Here is a 16,783-nt window from a genome sequence, read left to right on the forward strand (position 1 = left end):
TGAGGACGTAGATGACCACCCGTCACACCGTGGCGCCCAAGGGTCAGGGCGGCCGGGGCGCGTACCGGACCATAGGCGAAGCGATACGCGCCGCCTCGCCCGGCGATCTGGTGGTGATCGCCCCCGGCACCTGGACCGAGAACCTGGTCCTGGACCGCGCGGTGGTGCTCACGGCGGAGCACGGCCGGGGCAGCGTCGTGATCGCGGCGCCGCCCGGTGACGCGCCCGCGGTGACCGTGGACGGCCCGGACTGCGCCCTGCACAACATCACCGTGTGGGGCTCCGACGCGGGCCGCCCCGCCGTGAGCGTGTCGCCCGGGGCCGGGCTGGTCCTGGAGGAGTGCTCGGTGGAGGGCGGCCGGGTACAGGCGAAGGGCCCGGACGACGAGGAGGGCGGTACGACGGCGGTCGTGCTGCGCCGCTGCCGTCTGGAGGGCGCCCGGCTGGCCGGTCTGCATCTGACGGGGGGTGTCCGGGCGCGTCTGGAGGACACGGCGGTCACCGGCGTCGACGGCACCGGCGTGGTGCTGTCCGGCACCGCGAGCCTGGACGCCCTACGCCTGCGCCTGGAGCGCACGACCGGATCCGGGGTACGGCTGCGCGGCCGCTCCCGGCTGCGGCTGACCGACTCGGTGCTGGCGGGCAGCGGCCGGGCCGGACTGCTCCTCGAGGACGCCACCGAGGCCACCGCCGGCGAGTCGCGCATCGAGACGCCCGGGGCGGCGGGCGTGCATCTGACCGGGTCGGCGCGTGCCGAGCTGACCGACTGCAAGATCCGCGGCGCGGCCGCCAGCGGGCTGGTGGTGCAGGAGACCGCGCGGCTCAGCGCGTCCGGCTGCTTCGTGGCCGACGCGGGCGCCAACGGGCTGCTGGTGACGGGAGCGGGCGAGGCGGACCTGGCCGACTGCCGGATCGACCGCAGCGCCTTCAGCGCGGTCCACCTGGCCGGTACGGCCGTGGGGCGGCTCGCCGACTGCCGGGTGCGCGGCGGCTCCGAGCACGGTGTGCACGCCACCGGCGAGGCCCGGATCGAGCTGACCGACTGCGGGATCGTCGACGTCGCGATGACCGGGGTGAGCGTCCTGGAGCGGGCGGTGGCCACGCTCACCGGCTGCCGGGTCGCCGGGTCCGCCGCCGGCATCGGCATCGGCTCGCCCACCGGCAGCACGATCGCCGACTCCACGGTGACCGGCACCAAGGAGATCGGCGTCCAGGTCGCCAAGGGGGCCGCCGCCTCCCTCGCCGGGATCCGGATCAGCGGCGCCGGGGCGGCCGGGCTGGTGGTCGACGAGGGCGCCGAGGCGACGGTGGACGGAGGCTGGGTCGAGAACTGCGCGGGCTCCGGTGCCGTCGTCTGGACCGGCGCCAGGCCGGAGATGACCGGGCTGCGCATCGACCGGCCGGGCAAGAACGGGGTGTTCCTGGCGGAGGGCGCGGGTGGCACGTTCACCGGGCTCGACGTCACCCGCGCCGGCTTCCCCGCGCTGCATGTCGCCGCGGGGGCCGACCCGGTGTTCCGGCACTGCCGGGTCCGTGACTGCGCGGAGGCGCTGGGCACCGACGACGGCGCCAGGCCGGTCCTGGAGGACTGCACGGCCGACGGCACCCCGCTGACCTTCGGCACCCCGGCCGCGACGCCGGCGAACGGCACGCCCGGCACGGCGCCCTCCCCCAGGCCCGCGAAGTCCGCCGGCGCCGACGCCGAGGAGCCCGAGGAGGAGAACCTTGAGGACCTGCTCGGCGAACTCCACGAACTGGTCGGCCTGGACCGGGTCAAGCAGGACGTCGGCTCCCTGGTCAAGCTGATGCAGACGGTCCGCCGCCGCGAGGAGGCCGGGCTGCCGGCCCCACCGCTCAGCCGCCACCTGGTGTTCGCCGGCAACCCCGGCACCGGCAAGACCACCGTGGCCCGCCTCTACGGCCGTCTCCTCAAGGCCCTCGGGCTGCTGCGCCGGGGCCATCTGATCGAGGTCGACCGCACGGCGCTGGTGGGCGAGTACGTGGGCCACACCGGCCCGAAGACCACCGCCGCCTTCAACCGGGCGCTGGGCGGTGTGCTCTTCATCGACGAGGCCTACTCCCTGGCCCCGGCGCTGGCGGGCAACGACTTCGGCACCGAGGCCGTGGCGACGCTGGTGAAGCTGATGGAGGACCACCGCGACGACGTCGTGGTCATAGCCGCCGGATACCCCGGCGACATGCACCGGTTCATCGGCTCCAACCCGGGCCTCGCCTCCCGTTTCGGCCGCACCCTGCTCTTCGAGGACTACGAGTCCGCCGAACTGGTCTCGATCGTGGAGTTCCAGGCCGGACAGCACCGCTACGAGCTGACGCCCACGGCCCGTACCGAACTCCTCGCCCTCTTCGAGGCCATGCCCCGGGGCGAGGGCTTCGGCAACGGTCGCTCGGCCCGGCAGATCTTCCAGGAGATGACCGAACGCCAGGCCCAGCGGGTGGCCGAGCTGACCGCCCCGACCTCGGAGGAACTGATCAGCCTGGAAGCCCACGACCTGCCCCACCCGGCCGCACGCTGACGGCGCCGCCGCCGGACGGCAGGTGTCAGAGCGCCGCCGCCCACGCGTCCACGGTCGTGACCTCCGCCTGCGTGGGGAACACCTTCTCGGTGAGCAGCCGGTGCACCTCCGGGTCGGAGTCGCTCTGCCACGGGCGGAACTGCTGGTCGCACTGGGGGTCGGCGTCGCCGTCGTACGCTCGGCCGTCGGTCTGCGGCCGCTGGCCGACGCGGCACCCGAGGACCTGCTGGGCCCGCTCCGTGACGTCGTGGAAGCCCTGCTCGAGCCCCCGCCGAAGTGACGTCCCACGGCGGACCGGTCACTCGGGCCAGGCGGAGCCCTTGATGACCTCGACGAAGTCGCCGCGGCGGAAGCCGGGCACGTAGTGGGCCAGTACGTCGGCCTTGACGTTGCCGAAGGTGGTGTCGGGGCGGTCCTGGATGCCCTCGGTGAAGGCGGCGAGGATCTGGTTCTTGAAGTCCGGGCGCGGGTGCGCGGCGACGACCGAGGCGCGCTGCTCGTCGGTGACCTCGTCATAGCCGATGCCCAGCACGTCCAGCTCGACCCCGCGCGTCACCAGGGCGATCTCGGGTGCCATGTGCAGCGGGATCTCCGGGGTGGTGTGCAGGGCGATACTCGTCCAGACCCGGTCGGCCGGCTCTCCGGTGATGCCGTGGGCGTGCAGGAAGTGGCGGGCCTCGTCGGCGCCGTCGATCTCGAAGCGCTGGTCGGTGCGGCGCAGGCTCTTGGTCAGCCCGAGGTCGTGGAACATCGCCCCCACGTACAGCAGCTCGGGGTCGAAGGTCAGCCCCAGGGCCCGGCCGCGCAGCGAGCCCCACAGGAAGACCCGCCGGGAGTGGTCGAACACCAGCGGTGTGGCGACCTCGCGCACCCTCTCGGTGGCCTCCCGCACCAGGGCGGTGTCCGGGATCCGTACGCCTGCGATCTCTTCACTCATCGTCCTCAGCCTCCCTATGGGATAGGTGATGTGACTCCAGGGTTCTCCGGGGGACGTAGGCTGGGCCATGTCTCTGCTGCCAGGAAAACCACGGATTCGGACATGGCACATCGAGTGGGCTTTGTGGTCTTCGAGGGCGTGACCATGCTCGACGTCAGCGGCCCCTCGGAGGTGCTCCATCAGGCGGGCCGGCTCGCCGATGCCTATGAGCTGGTGCTGGTCTCGCCGCAGGGGGGCACGGTCACCACGTCCGCCGGGCTGGCGCTGACCGGCACGATCCGGGCGGCCGACACCGGACCGGTCGACACGGTCCTGGTCGCGGGCGGCGACCGGCTGGCCGAGCGGCCGATCGAAGACGAGCTGCTGGCCACGGCACGCGAACTCACCGAGCGGGCGCGCAGGGTCGCCTCCGTGTGCACCGGCGCGTTCGTGCTGGGCGAGCTGGGTCTCCTGGACGGCCGCCGTGCGACGACCCACTGGCGGCACGCGGCCACGTTCGCCCGCCGCTACCCCCGGGTCCGGGTCGAGCCCGACGCCATCCACATCCGTGACGGGCGATACGTCACCTCGGCGGGCATCAGCGCGGGCATCGACCTCGCCCTGTCCCTGGTGGAGGACGACCACGGCGCCGGCGTGGCCCGGGACATCGCCCGCGAACTGGTCGTCTTCCTGCAACGGCCGGGCGGGCAGTCCCAGTTCTCCACCGCCATCACCACCCCACCGGCCCGCAGCGATCTCCTCCGCACCCTGGTCGCAGCCGTGCTCGCCGACCCGACCGCCGACCACAGCCTGCCCGCCCTGGCGACGTCCGCCGCCGTCAGCCCCCGCCATCTGACCCGGCTGTTCCGCGCCGAACTGGGCACCACGCCCGCGCGCTGGGTCGAACGGGTCCGTCTCGACCGTGCCCAGCAACTGCTCCTTGAGGGCCACAGCGTCACCTCGGCCGCGCGGCACAGTGGTCTGGGCACCGACGAGACCCTCCGCCGCGCCTTCGCCCGCCACCTGGGCACGACCCCGACCCACTACCGCAGACGCTTCGCCACGACCAGCGGCAGTCGGGAGTAGCCGCCACCGGCAAGGCAGCCGCGCCGGCAGCAGCCACGATGCGACGGCCGTGCCCCGGACGGGACGGACCGGCTTGGGGCATGGACGTCAGGTGAGGACGCGCCGCGCTCGCCTCGCTCCGCCCGGTATCCGCCGGGCCGATCACCCGGGCGGAACCGGCTCGCCGGATCGGTGCCGTGGCAGTGCCTGAACAACATGGCCCCTGGCAGCACGACCGCGCCCCGTCGTCGACGCCCTTCACAGTTGTATCGGCAGGTGGCGGGGGCCGCGCAGCATGGCGTTCTGGCGGTAGGGAGGTGGGTCCTGGACCAGGCTTGCCGTGCCGAGCACGGGGAGCAGTGCGCCGAGCGCGGTCTGGGCCTCGATGCGGGCGAGTGGTGCGCCGAAGCACAGGTGGACGCCGCTGCCGAAGCCGAGGTGTTCGTTGTCCGGGCGGGTGGGGTCGAACCGGTCGGGATCGTCGAACCGTCGGGGGTCGCGGTTGCCGGCGGCCAGCGCCAGGATGACGGGCGTGCCCTGGGCGAGGGTGGTGCCGGCGACGGTGATGTCGGCGAGCGGGACGCGCTCGCGCATGTGGACCGGGGGTTCGTAGCGCAGGAGTTCCTCCACCGTCCGCGGCAGCAGTCCCGGTTCGCGACGCAGGTGGTCCAGGTGCTCGGGTCCGCGCAGAAACGTGAGCGCTCCGTTGGTGATCAGGTTGACCGTCGTCTCGTGTCCCGCGATGAGCAACAGTACGGCGGTTTCGGCGAGTTCCTCGCGGGTGAGCCGCAGGGCCGGGTCCGGCTCGTTGACGAAGGCGGAGAGCAGGTCGTCGCCCGGGGTGCCGCGGCGCTGTTCGGCGAGGTTCACGAGATACCCGCCCATCTCGATCCGTGCCTGGTCGCCCGTCTCATGCGTCCCGGCGGAGGCGTCCTCCTCAGGCTTGAGGTCGGCTGCCGCGACCAGCGCGTCGGACCAGGCCCGGAAGAGCGGCTCGTCCTCGCGTGGCACGCCGAGCAGGCGGCAGATGACCGTGACGGGCAGCGGGTAGGCGAAGTCGTCGACGAGGTCGATCTGCCGGCCCGCCTCGAAGGGTTCCAGCAGTTCCTTGGTGATCAGGTCGATCTCGCCGCGCATGGCGTCGACGTGGCCAGGGCTGTGCGGGGGGCCGAAGGGTCGCATGGCCAGCGTGCGCAGCCTGTGGTGTTCCGGGTCGTCCAGCCGCAGGAACGGCGGCTTGTACGTCACCTGGCCACGGGTGCGGGGATCGGCGCTCATCCGCGGGTCGTGGAGCAGAGCGGCGATGTCGTGGTAGCCGCCGACCAGGCAGCTGCCGTCCGCCTGCGGCACCACGGGGCCGGCCTCCCGGAGTTCCGCGTACAGCGGGTAGGGGTTGGGGCGGCTGGCGTAGTCGGTGATCCGTGCCAGCAGGGTCTCGGAGTCCATGGTGGCTCCTCGTGGTGGGAGTCGTGGACGGGACGCGGGTCAGCGCGTCGGCTGCACCACGGCCAGTCGGCGGTCGGGCAGGTATCCGGTGAGCGCCACGGTGGGCCCGTGGGAGAGCACGGAAGGATCCGGCACGTCGGACGGGATCGGGACGTCGGCCGCGGTCGCCCGGTCCGCCGCGCCCGGCGGGGGCGGGAACGGAGCGGCCGTCTCGATCAAGTGCCGGTAGTAGTCGAGCGACTTGGCCATGTCGACGGTGACCGCGGCGGTGACCCGTCCCTGGTAGCCGTAGACCATGGCCAGACGGCGCGCCTCCAGCGAGCCCTGGGCGATGACCACGTGGTCGGAGTAGGTGGGCACGCCCACCGACTTGATGTTGAGCCCGAACTGGGTCGACCAGAACGTCGGAATGGCCAGGTGCGGGCGTTGCAGCGGCCCCGGGCTGACCATGTTGTGGGCCGCCACCGCGGCCTGCTCGACCGCGTTGCCCCAGTGTTCCAGGGAGAGCATCTGGTACCCGAACAGCGGATGCGGGAAGCGGGAGACGTCGCCGGCCACGAAGACGTCGTCGGTGACGATCCCGTACATGGTGAAGGCGCGGGAGCCGGCGTCGCAGGCGATCCCGCGTGGGCCCGCCGCGAGCCCGGATTCCGCCAGCCACTCGACGTTGCGGATCGCGCCCAGCGCCACGACGCACACGTCGGCGTCGACGCGGCTGCCGTCGGACAGTTGCGCGTGGGTGAAGGTCCCGTTCCCGTCCCCGTGCAGGGCGGTGACCGTCACGCCGGTGCGCAGGTCGACGCCGTGGTTGCGGTGCATGACGGCTGCGAGCTTCCCCAGGGTGCCGCCGAGGGCGCCCACCAGAGGCGCGGGGCCGCGTTCGGCGACGGTGACGGCCAGTCCGCGTTCCCGGCAGGCGGAGGCGATCTCCGAGCCGGTGAAGCCGCCGCCGATGACCAGCACCCGTTCCGGTCCGGCGGCCAGTCGCTCGGCCAGTGCCCCGGCGTCCTCGCGGGTGCGCAGGGTGACCACGCCGTCCAGGGCGCCTTCGTCGGGATTGGCCCAGGGCCGGGCGCGGGTACCGGTGGCGATCAGCAGCCGGTCGTACGGCAGCGACTCGCCGTCCTCCAGCAGGACCTGTTTCGCGAGCAGGTCCACGCCCGCGGCGCGCACCCCGAGCCGCCACTCGGCGTCCGGATCGTGACGCATCGGCAGCCCGGTGGTCTCCGCGGTCGCCTGCCCGAGCAGCACCTGCTTGGACAGCGGCGGCCGGTCGTAGGGCGGGTGAGGTTCGTCCCCGATCACCGTCACGGAGCCGGTGAAACCCTCGTCGCGCAGTCCCTCCGCGGCCCTCAGCCCCGCCAGGGAGGCGCCGACGATGACGATACGGCCGTCCTTGAGGTCACCGGGCACCGCCGCTCACCTCTTCCCCGAGGAGGATCGCCTGCACCGGGCACGCGGCCACGGCCTGGCGCACCCGCTCCACCTGGTCGTCGGGGACGGCCGTCGCATACAGCAGCCCTTCCTCCCCGTGCAGCTCGAACACCTGCGGTGCGAGGAACACGCACTGCGCATAGCCCTGGCAGCGTGTGAGGTCCACAACGGTCTGCATCCCCACCACTCCCTCCGTTGCCGCACCCCCTCGTCGCCCGCCCCTCGGTTCCAGGATGGGGCCAGGCCCGGCCTCCCGCACGCCGCGCAGCCGGGGCGGTCGATGAGCGGTTCGCACCAGGAACCAGAGCGTCACACCGTTTCCCGCCGTCGTCGCTTCTTCACCGGTTGGCGGGGGGGGTGGTGGTCCCTGACCAGCACCCGACGCCCTGTCCGCCGTCCGCCCGCCTCGTCCGCCTGAGCGACTTGGCCAGGGCACGATAACCCCGGGACGTGGGTCACCAGTTCGATCAGACGTTCGGCAAGGTCGTCGTCGAGGGGCGACCCGATCATGAGACGGCGGTAGAGGACGGCGCCGGCCCACAGGTCCTGCACCAGTTCGGTGTCGAGGTCGGGCGGAAGGTCGCCCCGCGCCATCCCCCGGCGCAGCACGAGATCGATGTTCTGCCGCTTGCGCCGCAGGAAGGTTTCCCGGAAACGGGCCATGAGCTCCGTGTGGGGCAGCAGGCCGGCGGCGAGCGCGGGCAGTGACGCGGCCAGGTCTCGTTGGCGTCGTTGCGGATGAACTGCTGGGCTGTTGGCGGTATCGCCGCGTGGCGCATGCTGCGCGTCCCGCCGAGGGCCCGTTCGGTGTGTGCCCTCGGCGGGAGCGCGCGGTCCCTCAGCGGCGGATCGTCGTCGCGCGGCCGTTGTAGGCCTCCACCCGCAGCGCCGGACGGCGTGAGGGGAGGGCCGCCGACGGCCAGGACAGGGTGACGGTCTGCGATTCGCCGGGCAGCAGCCACAGGTAGTTGTGGCTGTACAGCGTCGGCAGCACCCGGTGGCCACCGGCCTCGTCCACCAGCGACAGCCGGACCATGGCGGCGACGGCCGAGCCGCGGTTGCGGACGGTGGCGGTCAGTTCGTGACGGTCGCCGGCACGGGACACCTGCCCGATGGAGCCGGACACGTTCACCTGCTTGGCCTTGTTGAGGGCCTGCATGGCGGCGGGTTCGCGGTGGCGCCAGTAGGTGTTGCGAGAGAGCTCCCTGCCGTGGGCGTCCTCCAGGGTGAGCCGCAGCAGGTGCAGGGCGGGCAGGTCGTCGGTCCAGCCGGCGGTGAACGCCTCCGTCGTGGCGGCCGGTGCCACGTCCACCCGGGCGGTCCTGCTCCTGCCGAGCTGCCGGCCGGCCAGGTCGTACAGGCGGGCGGTGACAGTGGCGTTCCTGAGGTCGGTACGGGTGTGATTGACCGCCAGGACCTGCCACTTCACCGGGTCCGCCTGGACGTGCAACGGCTCGCAGGCGGAACGGGCGCCGTAGTAGGTGCCGTTGACGTCGAAGTCGTAGTCGTAGGTCTGCCAGACGGTGCTGTGCCAGGCCGGGTGGGACATCCACAGCATCAGGCCGGTGGCGTTGTCCCAGAGGTTGGCGTTCCACGCCTCGAACATGGCGCGGGTGTTCTCGTAGTTGACGAACTGCGCCTTGCGGGCGAAGTCGTCGAGGCCACCAGCCTCGCCGAGGCGGGACTCGACGGCGGCCTTGTAGTTCTGCGGCGCCTGGTTCCCGCGCTCGCTCCAGTCGTGGTAGTACCAGGCGCCGCGGATGGGCCATTCGGGCTCGTCGCCTGTCATGTTGCGCAGGCTCGCCGCGGTGGAGACCACCGGCATGCCGATCTCGGTGTGGAAGCCGAAGTCCTTGCTGCCATAGGTGCTGGGGTCGAAGTACTTCTCCGGCTCGACCCAGCCGTAGGGGCCGCCGCCGGTGACGATGCCGCCGGCCGAGTTGTTCTGGTAGAGCAGCCCGGGGACCTGCTGTTCGACGGCCTCGCGCATCCCCTTGTCGATGGCGGCGGGCGGGTTGCCCTCGTTCGCCCCGCACCAGACGGCCACGCAGGGATGGATCCGGTAGCGCAACACGGTGTCCCGCGCGATCGAGTTGAACGCGTCGTGGTCCGGCGGGTCCATGGCCCAGGCGTTCGGGAAGTCGTTCCAGACGAGGATGCCGTGCCGGTCGCAGGCGGCGAAGAACTCCTCCCGGTCGCTGCTGCCGACCCAGTTGCGGATCATGGTGAAGTTCATGTCGCGGTGCATCCGCACCGCCGCGTCCATCCGCTCCGGCGGCATCCTGCGCAGCAGCTCGTCCCAGCCCCAGTTGCCGCCGCGCGCCAGAACCCGCACGCCGTTGACGGAGATCTTCAGCGGATCGGGCGTGTTGGACACGGACTTGACGTCGGTCCACTGCTCGCCGTCGTCGGACACCTGGATGACGTACGTCTTCGGGTACGCCGTCTCCCAGACGATCGCCACCCGGTCGAACTTCTGCGCGGAGCCCAGGTCCACCTGGATCCACTGGTGGTCCTCGTACTGCGACGACCAACGGGTGCCCGCGTCACCGTCGGTGGCGTGCGTGGCGGGGTGGTCGGAGTCCTCGGTCGAGGCCTTCGCCGTCTTGTGCAGGGCGAGGTCGGTGCCGGGGACGGCACGGTCGACGACGCTCAGCGACCACAGCGAGTTACCCCAACTGGTGTTGCGCAGACCACAGTTGATACGGACGTAGCGAGCCGTCCGCTGGTCGAAGTCCTCGACCTGGAGGCTGGCGTCGCCGTTGTTGAACGGCAACGGCACCGCCCCGTTGTCCACCGACTTCACGTCGGTCCACTCGGAGCCGTCGGCGGAGACCTGCACCACGAAGGCCTTCGCGTACGCCTGCTCCCAGGTGAGGTCGACCCGGTCGAAGGACTGCGCCGAGCCCAGATCGACGCGGATCCACTGGTCGTCCTCGTACGCCGAGGACCAGCGGGTGCCCGGATCGCCGTCGGTCACGTTGGCCGGGCCGTGGTCGTCGCCGTCCGTGCTGGAGGCGTCGGCGGGCGCGTGCAGGGCGAGGTCGGTGGCCGGCCGGATGCTATCCCGCACGGCCAGGGTCCACAGGGAACTGCCCCAAGAGGTTGCCCGCGTACGGCAGTCGATACGGACGTACCTGGCCTGCTGCCGGTCGAAGGTGACGGACTGGAGGTACGAGTCGCCGGACGCCGCGAACGGCAGCGGCACCTCGTACTCGTAGCCGAACTGGCGGATGCCGAAGCGGGCGGTGCGCCGGTCGCTCTCCGTGCCGTCGACCGACGCGGTGAGCGCGAGGTCGTGCAGGTTCGGCTCGCCCAGGCCGTTCGGCCACCACAGCCTGGGGTCGCGCAGCCGCAACTTCGGGAAGGCGTCGGGGGCGAAGACCACGTCGACGCTCTCGCCGGCCGGGACGGTGACCGCCTTGGACACCCGGACGTCGTCGAAGGCCGCGGACACCGTCGCCGTGTGGTCCGCGGAGTCTGCGTTGCGGACGGGGACGACGACGGTCAGCTCCGCGACCGAGACGTCCGGCAGCTTCGGCAGGACGGTGTCCACCCGCGGGTCGCCGATGACGACCTGCCCGGTGGATCGCAGCCGGACGTGATTCCAGATCCCCGCCGCGCGGTCGCGGACGGCCGGCATCCAGTCCCAGCCCGAGGAAGCCAGGTAGGTGGGCGAGTTGAGGTTCATCTGCTGGGCGCCCGCGTCCACCCAGGACTCTCCCAGGGAGCCCTTGTCGCCGGGGCTGCCGGGCACCGGCATCGGCGTGATCTCGACGGCCAGCGCGTTCGCGCCGTCGGCGGCCAGCAGCCGGGTCACGTCGTACGAGGAGCGGGCGAAGGGGTACGTCAGGTCGCCGACCCGCTCACCGTTGAGCCAGACCTCGGCCCGGTGGTTGACGCCGTCGAACTCCAGCCAGATCCTGCGGCCGGACCCGGTGCGCAGGCCGTGCGGCAGCTCGAAGTCCCGCTTGTACCACCAGGAGTGCCGCGACAGCGCCTCGGGGATGTGCAGGTTGTTCAGCCCGGCGACCGGGTCCGGCAGCTTGCCCTGGTCCACGAGGGAGGCCAGGACCGTGCCGGGGACGGTGGCGGGCAGCCAGCGGCTGGTGTCGACGGAGGTCTTCGACAGACCGGGACCGTCGGCGCCGGCCCAGTCGTCCAGGGTGAGCCGCCAGCCGGACTCCACCGGCACCGTGCCGTCGTCGGCGACGGTCAGCCGGGGCGCCTCGCCGTGCCGGGTGCCCCAGTCGGTCCAGCCCGTCGCCGTGGGACGGTGCCCGGCGGGGGTGCCGTACACCTCGAAGCCGTTGAGCCCGAGGGGCAGGGGGCTGGAGCGCTTGCGGGACGTCATGCGCACCCAGCGCGCCGGCATCGGGCGCGGAAGCTGGATGTCCACGGCTCCGCCGGTGCCCGCGGTGGTGCGGTAGACACTCGTCCATGACTTCCTGTCGAGGGAGGTCTCGACCACGCAGTCCACCGCGTAGCTCGACAGGATCTCCTTGCCGGTGGTGCCGTCGGCCGGGTTTCCGCTGGTGGGCGGGGTGAACACCGGGTCCGCGGCGTCGGCTTCGAAGGTCAGGCGTATCCAGGTGACCTGGCACGCGGCCTGCAGATCGACAGTGATCCACTGCGGGTCGCCGGCCTCCGCCCGCCACCCGCTGCCCCGCACGCCGGGTGCGGTGAGCCGGTCGACCGCGAAGGACCCGGGCGTGGCGGCGTAGGCCGTCGAGGAGACCGAGACGGGCCGGTTGAGCGCGAGCTCAAGTGGCGAGTCGGGTTGCGCCGGTCGGCCCGTGGCGGCGGCCGCGGCCACGGCGGGGAGCGACGAACTGAGTCCGAACCCGGCCAACAGGGTGGAGCCCGTGGCCACTATGGACCGCCGCGACGGATTGCGCCACGGATCCGATTGATCGGTCATGAATCTGACGTCCCATCAAAAAGCGGCGGAGTGAGCCGAAGCGGCTCCGCGCACCCCGCACCGAGCAGAATGACAACGTTGCCAAAGGCTGTGGCGTGAGGAGCTTCCTGTCAACCCCTGGTGCGGACATCCGTGCTGAGCCAACAGGTGGGGGGCCTCCCGGCAAGCTCCCTCCCCCGCCCCTGAGTTGAGGACGGATCCTTTTCGCCCGGTCCGAGCCGGAACCGCTCGGCCGGGTCGGCTCCGGGACCTCTGCCCGTTCCGGCGATCTGTCGAAGGGGTGAGCCTGCAGCAGTTGCGGCCGGGCCCGCGGAAAAGTTGTCCATCAGCGTGCGCCGGGATGGTCACGAGAGGTGACGGCACGGCGCGGGGCCGCGACAGGGACGGCTGGACAGTGCCGGGAGGAAGGCCGTCGGCCGCTACGCCGGTACCGGCTCCCCCTTCCCCTCCCACGGCCTGGCCAGGCCGGTCAGCGCCAGCGCCGCCGCCACCAGCGAGACCAGCATGATGAGCGCCATCGGCCGGGAACTGTCTTCCCCGAACACCCCGACCAGCGGTGCGGCCAGGGCGCCGAAGAGGAACTGGAGGCCGCCCAGGAGTGCCGAGGCGGCGCCCGGAGCCGTACGGCCGACCGCCTGGCCGATGCTCATGGCGCTCGGGAAGACCAGGCCGATGCCTCCCGCGGTCATGAACAGGGTGAGCCAGGTTCCCGCGAGGGTCTCGCCCGCGGTCAGCACCAGCAGGACCTGGGCGAGCGCGCCCAGCAGGGCGATACCGACTCCGGCCGAGAGCATGGTGTTCAGGCGTGTGCCACGCCCGGCCCGGCGGGCGAAGGTCGCCCCGCCCGCCAGCATGGCGACGGCGTTGGTGGCGAAGATCAGGGAGTACGTCGTCGACGAGACCCCGTGGAGGTTCTCGAAGACGAAGCTGGAGCCGCTGATATACGTGAACATCGCGGCCGAGACGAGGGCGACGACCAGGACGTAGCCCATGAACGTCCGGTCGGCGAGCAGTGCGCCCATGGCCCGGAAGGTGCTGGCGAGTCCGCCGTCGTGGCGCCTCTCGGGCGGCAGCGACTCGGGCACCGCCCGCACCACGGCGAGCAGCAGCAGCACACCGAGCACGGCCAGCACGGCGAAGACGGTCCGCCAGGTGGAGACGGCCAGGACGGCCCCGCCGAGCACCGGCGCGGCGACCGGTGCCACGCCGATCACCTGCGACAAAACCGCGAAGTAGCGCGGCAGTTCGGGTCCGTGGAAGCGGTCGGTGAGGACGGCCCTGGCCAGCACCATGCCCGCCGCACCGGCCACGCCCTGCAGGAAGCGGGCGCCGGTCAGGACGGCGATGTTCGGGGCGGCGGCGCAGGCGACGGAGAACAGGACGAACCCGGCCGTCCCGGCCGTCAGCAGCCGGCGCCGGCCGAGCCCGTCGCTGAGCGGGCCGATGACCAGCTGACCGACGACGAGTCCGGCGAGGAACGCGGTCATCGTGAGCTGCACCGCGGAGCTGCTCGCTCCGAGCGCCTCCCCCAGCGCGGGAAATCCGGGGACGTACATGTCGGTCGCGAGCGGGGCGACGGCGGTCAGCGCGCCGAGCACGGCGATCAGGGCGGTGGCCGTACGGCCCGAAGGCGCTGGTCCGGTGGTGTCGGGGACGGCGTCGGAGCCGTTGCGCGAGGATGACGGGGCTACCATGGAGATAAAGGTAACCGATAGTTCACCGGCTAACAATTGGACGAGAAGACGAGCCGCATGCCCACTCACACCTCCCCCGCCCAGTCCCCCTCATCCGCGCCCTCAACCCCCTCCGCCGCCGACGTCGGCGCCCAGTGGTCCGCCCACAACCCCGGCCTGGACACCTCCCCCATGGAGCTGGTCGGCCTGCTGAAGCACGCCACCGGCCTGCTCAACCGCGCCGTAGAGCCCCTCTACGCAGGCGCCGCCCTCACCGCGCCCGAGGTCGACATGCTGATCCCCCTCCGGCACGCGACCGGGCCGTTCATCGCCCGCAGCCTGGCCGAACGGCTGGGGCTGTCCCGTGCGGGCGTCAGCAAGACCCTCGGCAAGCTGGAGAAACGCGGCTTCGTCGCCCGCACCCCCAACCCCGCCGACCGGCGTGCCGCCCTGGTCACCATCACCGAGGCCGGGGCCAAGGCGGTCGATGACCTCTTTCCCCGGCAACTCGCCATCGAGATCGGCCTGTTGGCAGGGCTGGGAGAGGACCGCGAGCAGGTGACCAAGGCGCTGCGCCGGCTGGTGGGGGCCATGGAGGCGCAGGTGGGGCACCTCTGATCCACGGTTGGTGCAGGGGATGCTCCCATGAGAGTGGACACTTCGGAGGCGGCCCGCACGAGCCGCCGGGACTCCCGGGAGGCGCAGCGATGCCCGGGCCACGCTCGCGCTGGAGCGCCGCCCCACCGAACCCCGCGGTCGTGCGGTGTTCTGTCGGGGCAGCGCCCGGCACCCGGGCCTCAGACCTCGCGCGCTCTTTCCTCCGCGGCCGAGGCGGCCAGCACGGCTGTCAGCAGGCCGGGAAAACGCTGCTCCATCTCGTCGGCGCGGAGCGTGTTCATCTTGGCCGTCCCGACGTAGTACTGCCGGATCACACCGGCCTCGCGCAGCACGTTGAAGTGGTGGGTCAGCGTCGAGAGCGACACAGGCGCCTCGAACGTCCCGCAGCTCAGGTCCTCGCCCGCGCGGACCAGCTGCGTCACCACCAGACGGCGCACCGGGTCCACCAGCGCCTCCAGCACCTGCTGGAGCGAGACCTCCGAGAGCTCGGGGTGCTCCACTGTGCGTGCGGTGGTACGGGGGCGGGCCACGGTGGCTCCTCGGGGCGGCTTCGGGACGGTCACGTCATAGTACGACTGTCATCGAAACCACCGGCGATGCCAAGATCATTTCCGCGTGCCGCCCGCCGGCGGTTGTTCGGCCTTCAGGAGCTGGAACTCCGCCATGTCGAAGCGGTACCCGTTGACCTGAAGCTGCACGGCGTGAGCGGGCACGGACACACGCGCCGTCGGGTCCCGAGGTCCGCCGTCAGAGATTGATCATGTGTCCGGCGAGGCCGTGCAGGGCGTCCTGAACGGCCTCGCTCAGTGTCGGGTGGGCGTGGACGTTGCGGGCGAGTTCGGTCACCGTGAGGTCCCACTTCTGGGCCAGCGTCAGCTCGGGCAGCAGCTCGGTCACGTCCGGGCCGATCAGGTGGCCGCCGAGGAGTTCGCCGTAACGGGCGTCGCTCACCAGTTTCACGAACCCGACCGGGTCGCCGAGGCCGTGGGCCTTGGCGTTGGCCGTGAAGGGGAACTTCGCCACGCGGACGTCGAACCCCTCGGCGCGGGCCTCCGCCTCGGTCCAGCCGAAGCTGGCGATCTGCGGCTGGCAGAACGTGGCCCGCGGGATCATGCGGTAGTCCAGCTCCATCGTCTCCGCGCCGGCGATGGTCTCGGCGGCGACGATGCCCATCGCCTCGGCGGTGTGTGCCAGCATCAGCTTCGCCGTGACATCGCCGATGGCGTAGATGTGCGGCTGGCTGGTACGGCAGTACCCGTCGACGTCGATGGCCCCGCGCTCGGTGAGCCGTACCCCCGTGGCGGCCAGTCCGTAGCCGGCCGTGCGCGGCTGGAAGCCGGTGGCCTGGAGGACCTTCTCCGCCTCCAGGACCTGCTCCGTGTCGCCCTGCCGGACGGTGACCCGGACGTTCTCCTCGGCCTCCTCGATGGCCTGCACGGCTGTCGAGGTCAGCACGCGGATGCCCTGCCGTTTGAAGCGCCGGGTCAGTTCGGCGGAGACCTCCTCGTCCTCCAGGGGCGCGATCCGGTCCAGGAACTCCACCAGCGTGACCTCGACGCCGTAGGACCGCAGCAGATAGGCGAACTCGATGCCGATGGCGCCCGCACCCGCGATGACCAGGCTCGACGGGAGGCTGTCGGAGAGAATCTGCTCCTCGTAGGTGACGACGCGCCGCCCCAGGGTCGTCCCCGGCAGCAGCTTCACGGTCGAGCCGGTCGCGATGATGCAGGAGCGGAAGGAGAGTGTCGTCTCGCCGTCCTGCATGCGCACTTGCAGGGTGTGGGGGTCCAGGAAGGTGCCCTGCCCCTCGAACTGCTCGATCTTGTTCTTGCGCATGAGATAGCCGACGCCCTTGACGCGTCCGTCGGCCACCACCCGGCTGCGTTCGTAGGCGGCGCGGTAATCCAGGCCCACCTCGCCGCTGATCTTCACGCCGAACTTCTCCGCGTCGTGCAGGATCAGCTGGGCCACCTCGGCGTTGCGCAGCAGCGCCTTCGCCGGGATGCAGCCGATGTTCAGGCAGACACCGCCCCAGAACCGGCCCTCCACGATGGCGGTGCGCAGGCCCAGCTGGGCGGCACGGATCGCGGCCACATAGCCGCCCGGCCCGGCTCCCAGGACGACCACATCGAAGTCGGTTTGCATGGCTCCACCTCACCATTGGGTTGAGTCGGTC

General features: G+C 71.9%; 13 protein-coding genes and 1 pseudogene. 4 read left to right on the forward strand and 10 right to left on the reverse strand.

Annotated elements, in window-relative coordinates:
• The first annotated feature begins 11 nt into the window (after window positions 1-11).
• On the forward strand, window positions 12-2,534 hold the full coding sequence (locus AB0N16_RS35835) for a right-handed parallel beta-helix repeat-containing protein (protein WP_365804181.1): 2,523 nt from the start codon (window positions 12-14) through the stop codon (window positions 2,532-2,534).
• A 25-nt stretch (window positions 2,535-2,559) separates the two neighbouring features.
• Here AB0N16_RS35835 and AB0N16_RS35840 read toward each other — a convergent pair.
• Window positions 2,560-2,655, reverse strand: a pseudogene (locus AB0N16_RS35840) (cysteine hydrolase); the annotation flags it as partial.
• Here AB0N16_RS35840 and AB0N16_RS35845 point away from each other — a divergent pair.
• Window positions 2,635-2,814 (forward strand): hypothetical protein, encoded by a 180-nt coding sequence (locus AB0N16_RS35845; protein ID WP_365804183.1) that lies wholly within the window; start codon window positions 2,635-2,637, stop codon window positions 2,812-2,814. The pseudogene AB0N16_RS35840 and the gene AB0N16_RS35845 overlap by 21 nt on opposite strands.
• A gap of 18 nt (window positions 2,815-2,832) precedes the next feature.
• Here AB0N16_RS35845 and AB0N16_RS35850 read toward each other — a convergent pair whose 3' ends face one another.
• Entirely contained in the window at window positions 2,833-3,471 is a 639-nt protein-coding gene (locus AB0N16_RS35850; protein ID WP_365804185.1) for an HD domain-containing protein, read from the reverse strand.
• 102 nt (window positions 3,472-3,573) lie between these two features.
• Between AB0N16_RS35850 and AB0N16_RS35855 the strand changes: the two genes are divergently transcribed.
• Window positions 3,574-4,536 (forward strand): GlxA family transcriptional regulator, encoded by a 963-nt coding sequence (locus AB0N16_RS35855; protein ID WP_365804187.1) that lies wholly within the window; start codon window positions 3,574-3,576, stop codon window positions 4,534-4,536.
• A 237-nt stretch (window positions 4,537-4,773) separates the two neighbouring features.
• On the opposite strand, the gene AB0N16_RS35860 is transcribed toward AB0N16_RS35855, so the two are convergent.
• From AB0N16_RS35860 to AB0N16_RS35885, 6 genes are all read right to left on the reverse strand, one after another.
• Complete coding sequence (locus AB0N16_RS35860) at window positions 4,774-5,961, reverse strand: cytochrome P450 (protein WP_365804189.1); 1,188 nt, start codon at window positions 5,959-5,961, stop codon at window positions 4,774-4,776.
• Between the two features lie 39 nt (window positions 5,962-6,000).
• Window positions 6,001-7,374, reverse strand: coding sequence for an FAD-dependent oxidoreductase (locus tag AB0N16_RS35865; protein ID WP_365804191.1), 1,374 nt, complete (start codon window positions 7,372-7,374; stop codon window positions 6,001-6,003).
• Window positions 7,364-7,573, reverse strand: coding sequence for a ferredoxin (locus AB0N16_RS35870; protein ID WP_365804193.1), 210 nt, complete (start codon window positions 7,571-7,573; stop codon window positions 7,364-7,366). Before AB0N16_RS35870 ends, AB0N16_RS35865 begins: the two co-directional genes overlap by 11 nt.
• A gap of 131 nt (window positions 7,574-7,704) precedes the next feature.
• Window positions 7,705-8,112: a TetR-like C-terminal domain-containing protein gene (locus AB0N16_RS35875; protein ID WP_365804410.1), complete on the reverse strand. Its 408-nt coding sequence runs from the start codon at window positions 8,110-8,112 to the stop codon at window positions 7,705-7,707.
• A 121-nt stretch (window positions 8,113-8,233) separates the two neighbouring features.
• The gene (locus tag AB0N16_RS35880; protein WP_365804195.1) at window positions 8,234-12,316 is read right to left on the reverse strand and encodes a discoidin domain-containing protein; all 4,083 of its coding nucleotides are present in this window, start codon (window positions 12,314-12,316) and stop codon (window positions 8,234-8,236) included.
• A 419-nt stretch (window positions 12,317-12,735) separates the two neighbouring features.
• On the reverse strand, window positions 12,736-14,010 hold the full coding sequence (locus AB0N16_RS35885; protein WP_365804197.1) for a multidrug effflux MFS transporter: 1,275 nt from the start codon (window positions 14,008-14,010) through the stop codon (window positions 12,736-12,738).
• A gap of 57 nt (window positions 14,011-14,067) precedes the next feature.
• On the opposite strand from AB0N16_RS35885, the gene AB0N16_RS35890 reads away from it, so the two are divergent.
• Window positions 14,068-14,607, forward strand: coding sequence for a MarR family transcriptional regulator (locus tag AB0N16_RS35890; RefSeq protein WP_365804199.1), 540 nt, complete (start codon window positions 14,068-14,070; stop codon window positions 14,605-14,607).
• A gap of 179 nt (window positions 14,608-14,786) precedes the next feature.
• Here AB0N16_RS35890 and AB0N16_RS35895 read toward each other — a convergent pair whose 3' ends face one another.
• The gene (locus tag AB0N16_RS35895; protein ID WP_365804201.1) at window positions 14,787-15,137 is read right to left on the reverse strand and encodes an ArsR family transcriptional regulator; all 351 of its coding nucleotides are present in this window, start codon (window positions 15,135-15,137) and stop codon (window positions 14,787-14,789) included.
• A 217-nt stretch (window positions 15,138-15,354) separates the two neighbouring features.
• The gene (lpdA, locus tag AB0N16_RS35900; protein ID WP_365804203.1) at window positions 15,355-16,752 is read right to left on the reverse strand and encodes a dihydrolipoyl dehydrogenase; all 1,398 of its coding nucleotides are present in this window, start codon (window positions 16,750-16,752) and stop codon (window positions 15,355-15,357) included.
• Window positions 16,753-16,783: the final 31 nt, after the last annotated feature.

This window comes from Streptomyces sp. NPDC051105 (assembly GCF_040682795.1).
Lineage (GTDB): Bacteria > Actinomycetota > Actinomycetes > Streptomycetales > Streptomycetaceae > Streptomyces.

Coding starts and splice junctions, on each gene's coding strand:
- lpdA (WP_365804203.1), bottom strand. CDS start 16,752: ATGCAAACCGACTTCGATGTGGTCGTCCTGGGAGCCGGGCCGGGCGGC.
- AB0N16_RS35870 (WP_365804193.1), bottom strand. CDS start 7,573: ATGCAGACCGTTGTGGACCTCACACGCTGCCAGGGCTATGCGCAGTGC.
- AB0N16_RS35855 (WP_365804187.1), top strand. CDS start 3,574: ATGGCACATCGAGTGGGCTTTGTGGTCTTCGAGGGCGTGACCATGCTC.
- AB0N16_RS35880 (WP_365804195.1), bottom strand. CDS start 12,316: ATGACCGATCAATCGGATCCGTGGCGCAATCCGTCGCGGCGGTCCATA.
- AB0N16_RS35885 (WP_365804197.1), bottom strand. CDS start 14,010: ATGGTAGCCCCGTCATCCTCGCGCAACGGCTCCGACGCCGTCCCCGAC.
- AB0N16_RS35860 (WP_365804189.1), bottom strand. CDS start 5,961: ATGGACTCCGAGACCCTGCTGGCACGGATCACCGACTACGCCAGCCGC.
- AB0N16_RS35835 (WP_365804181.1), top strand. CDS start 12: ATGACCACCCGTCACACCGTGGCGCCCAAGGGTCAGGGCGGCCGGGGC.
- AB0N16_RS35850 (WP_365804185.1), bottom strand. CDS start 3,471: ATGAGTGAAGAGATCGCAGGCGTACGGATCCCGGACACCGCCCTGGTG.
- AB0N16_RS35890 (WP_365804199.1), top strand. CDS start 14,068: ATGCCCACTCACACCTCCCCCGCCCAGTCCCCCTCATCCGCGCCCTCA.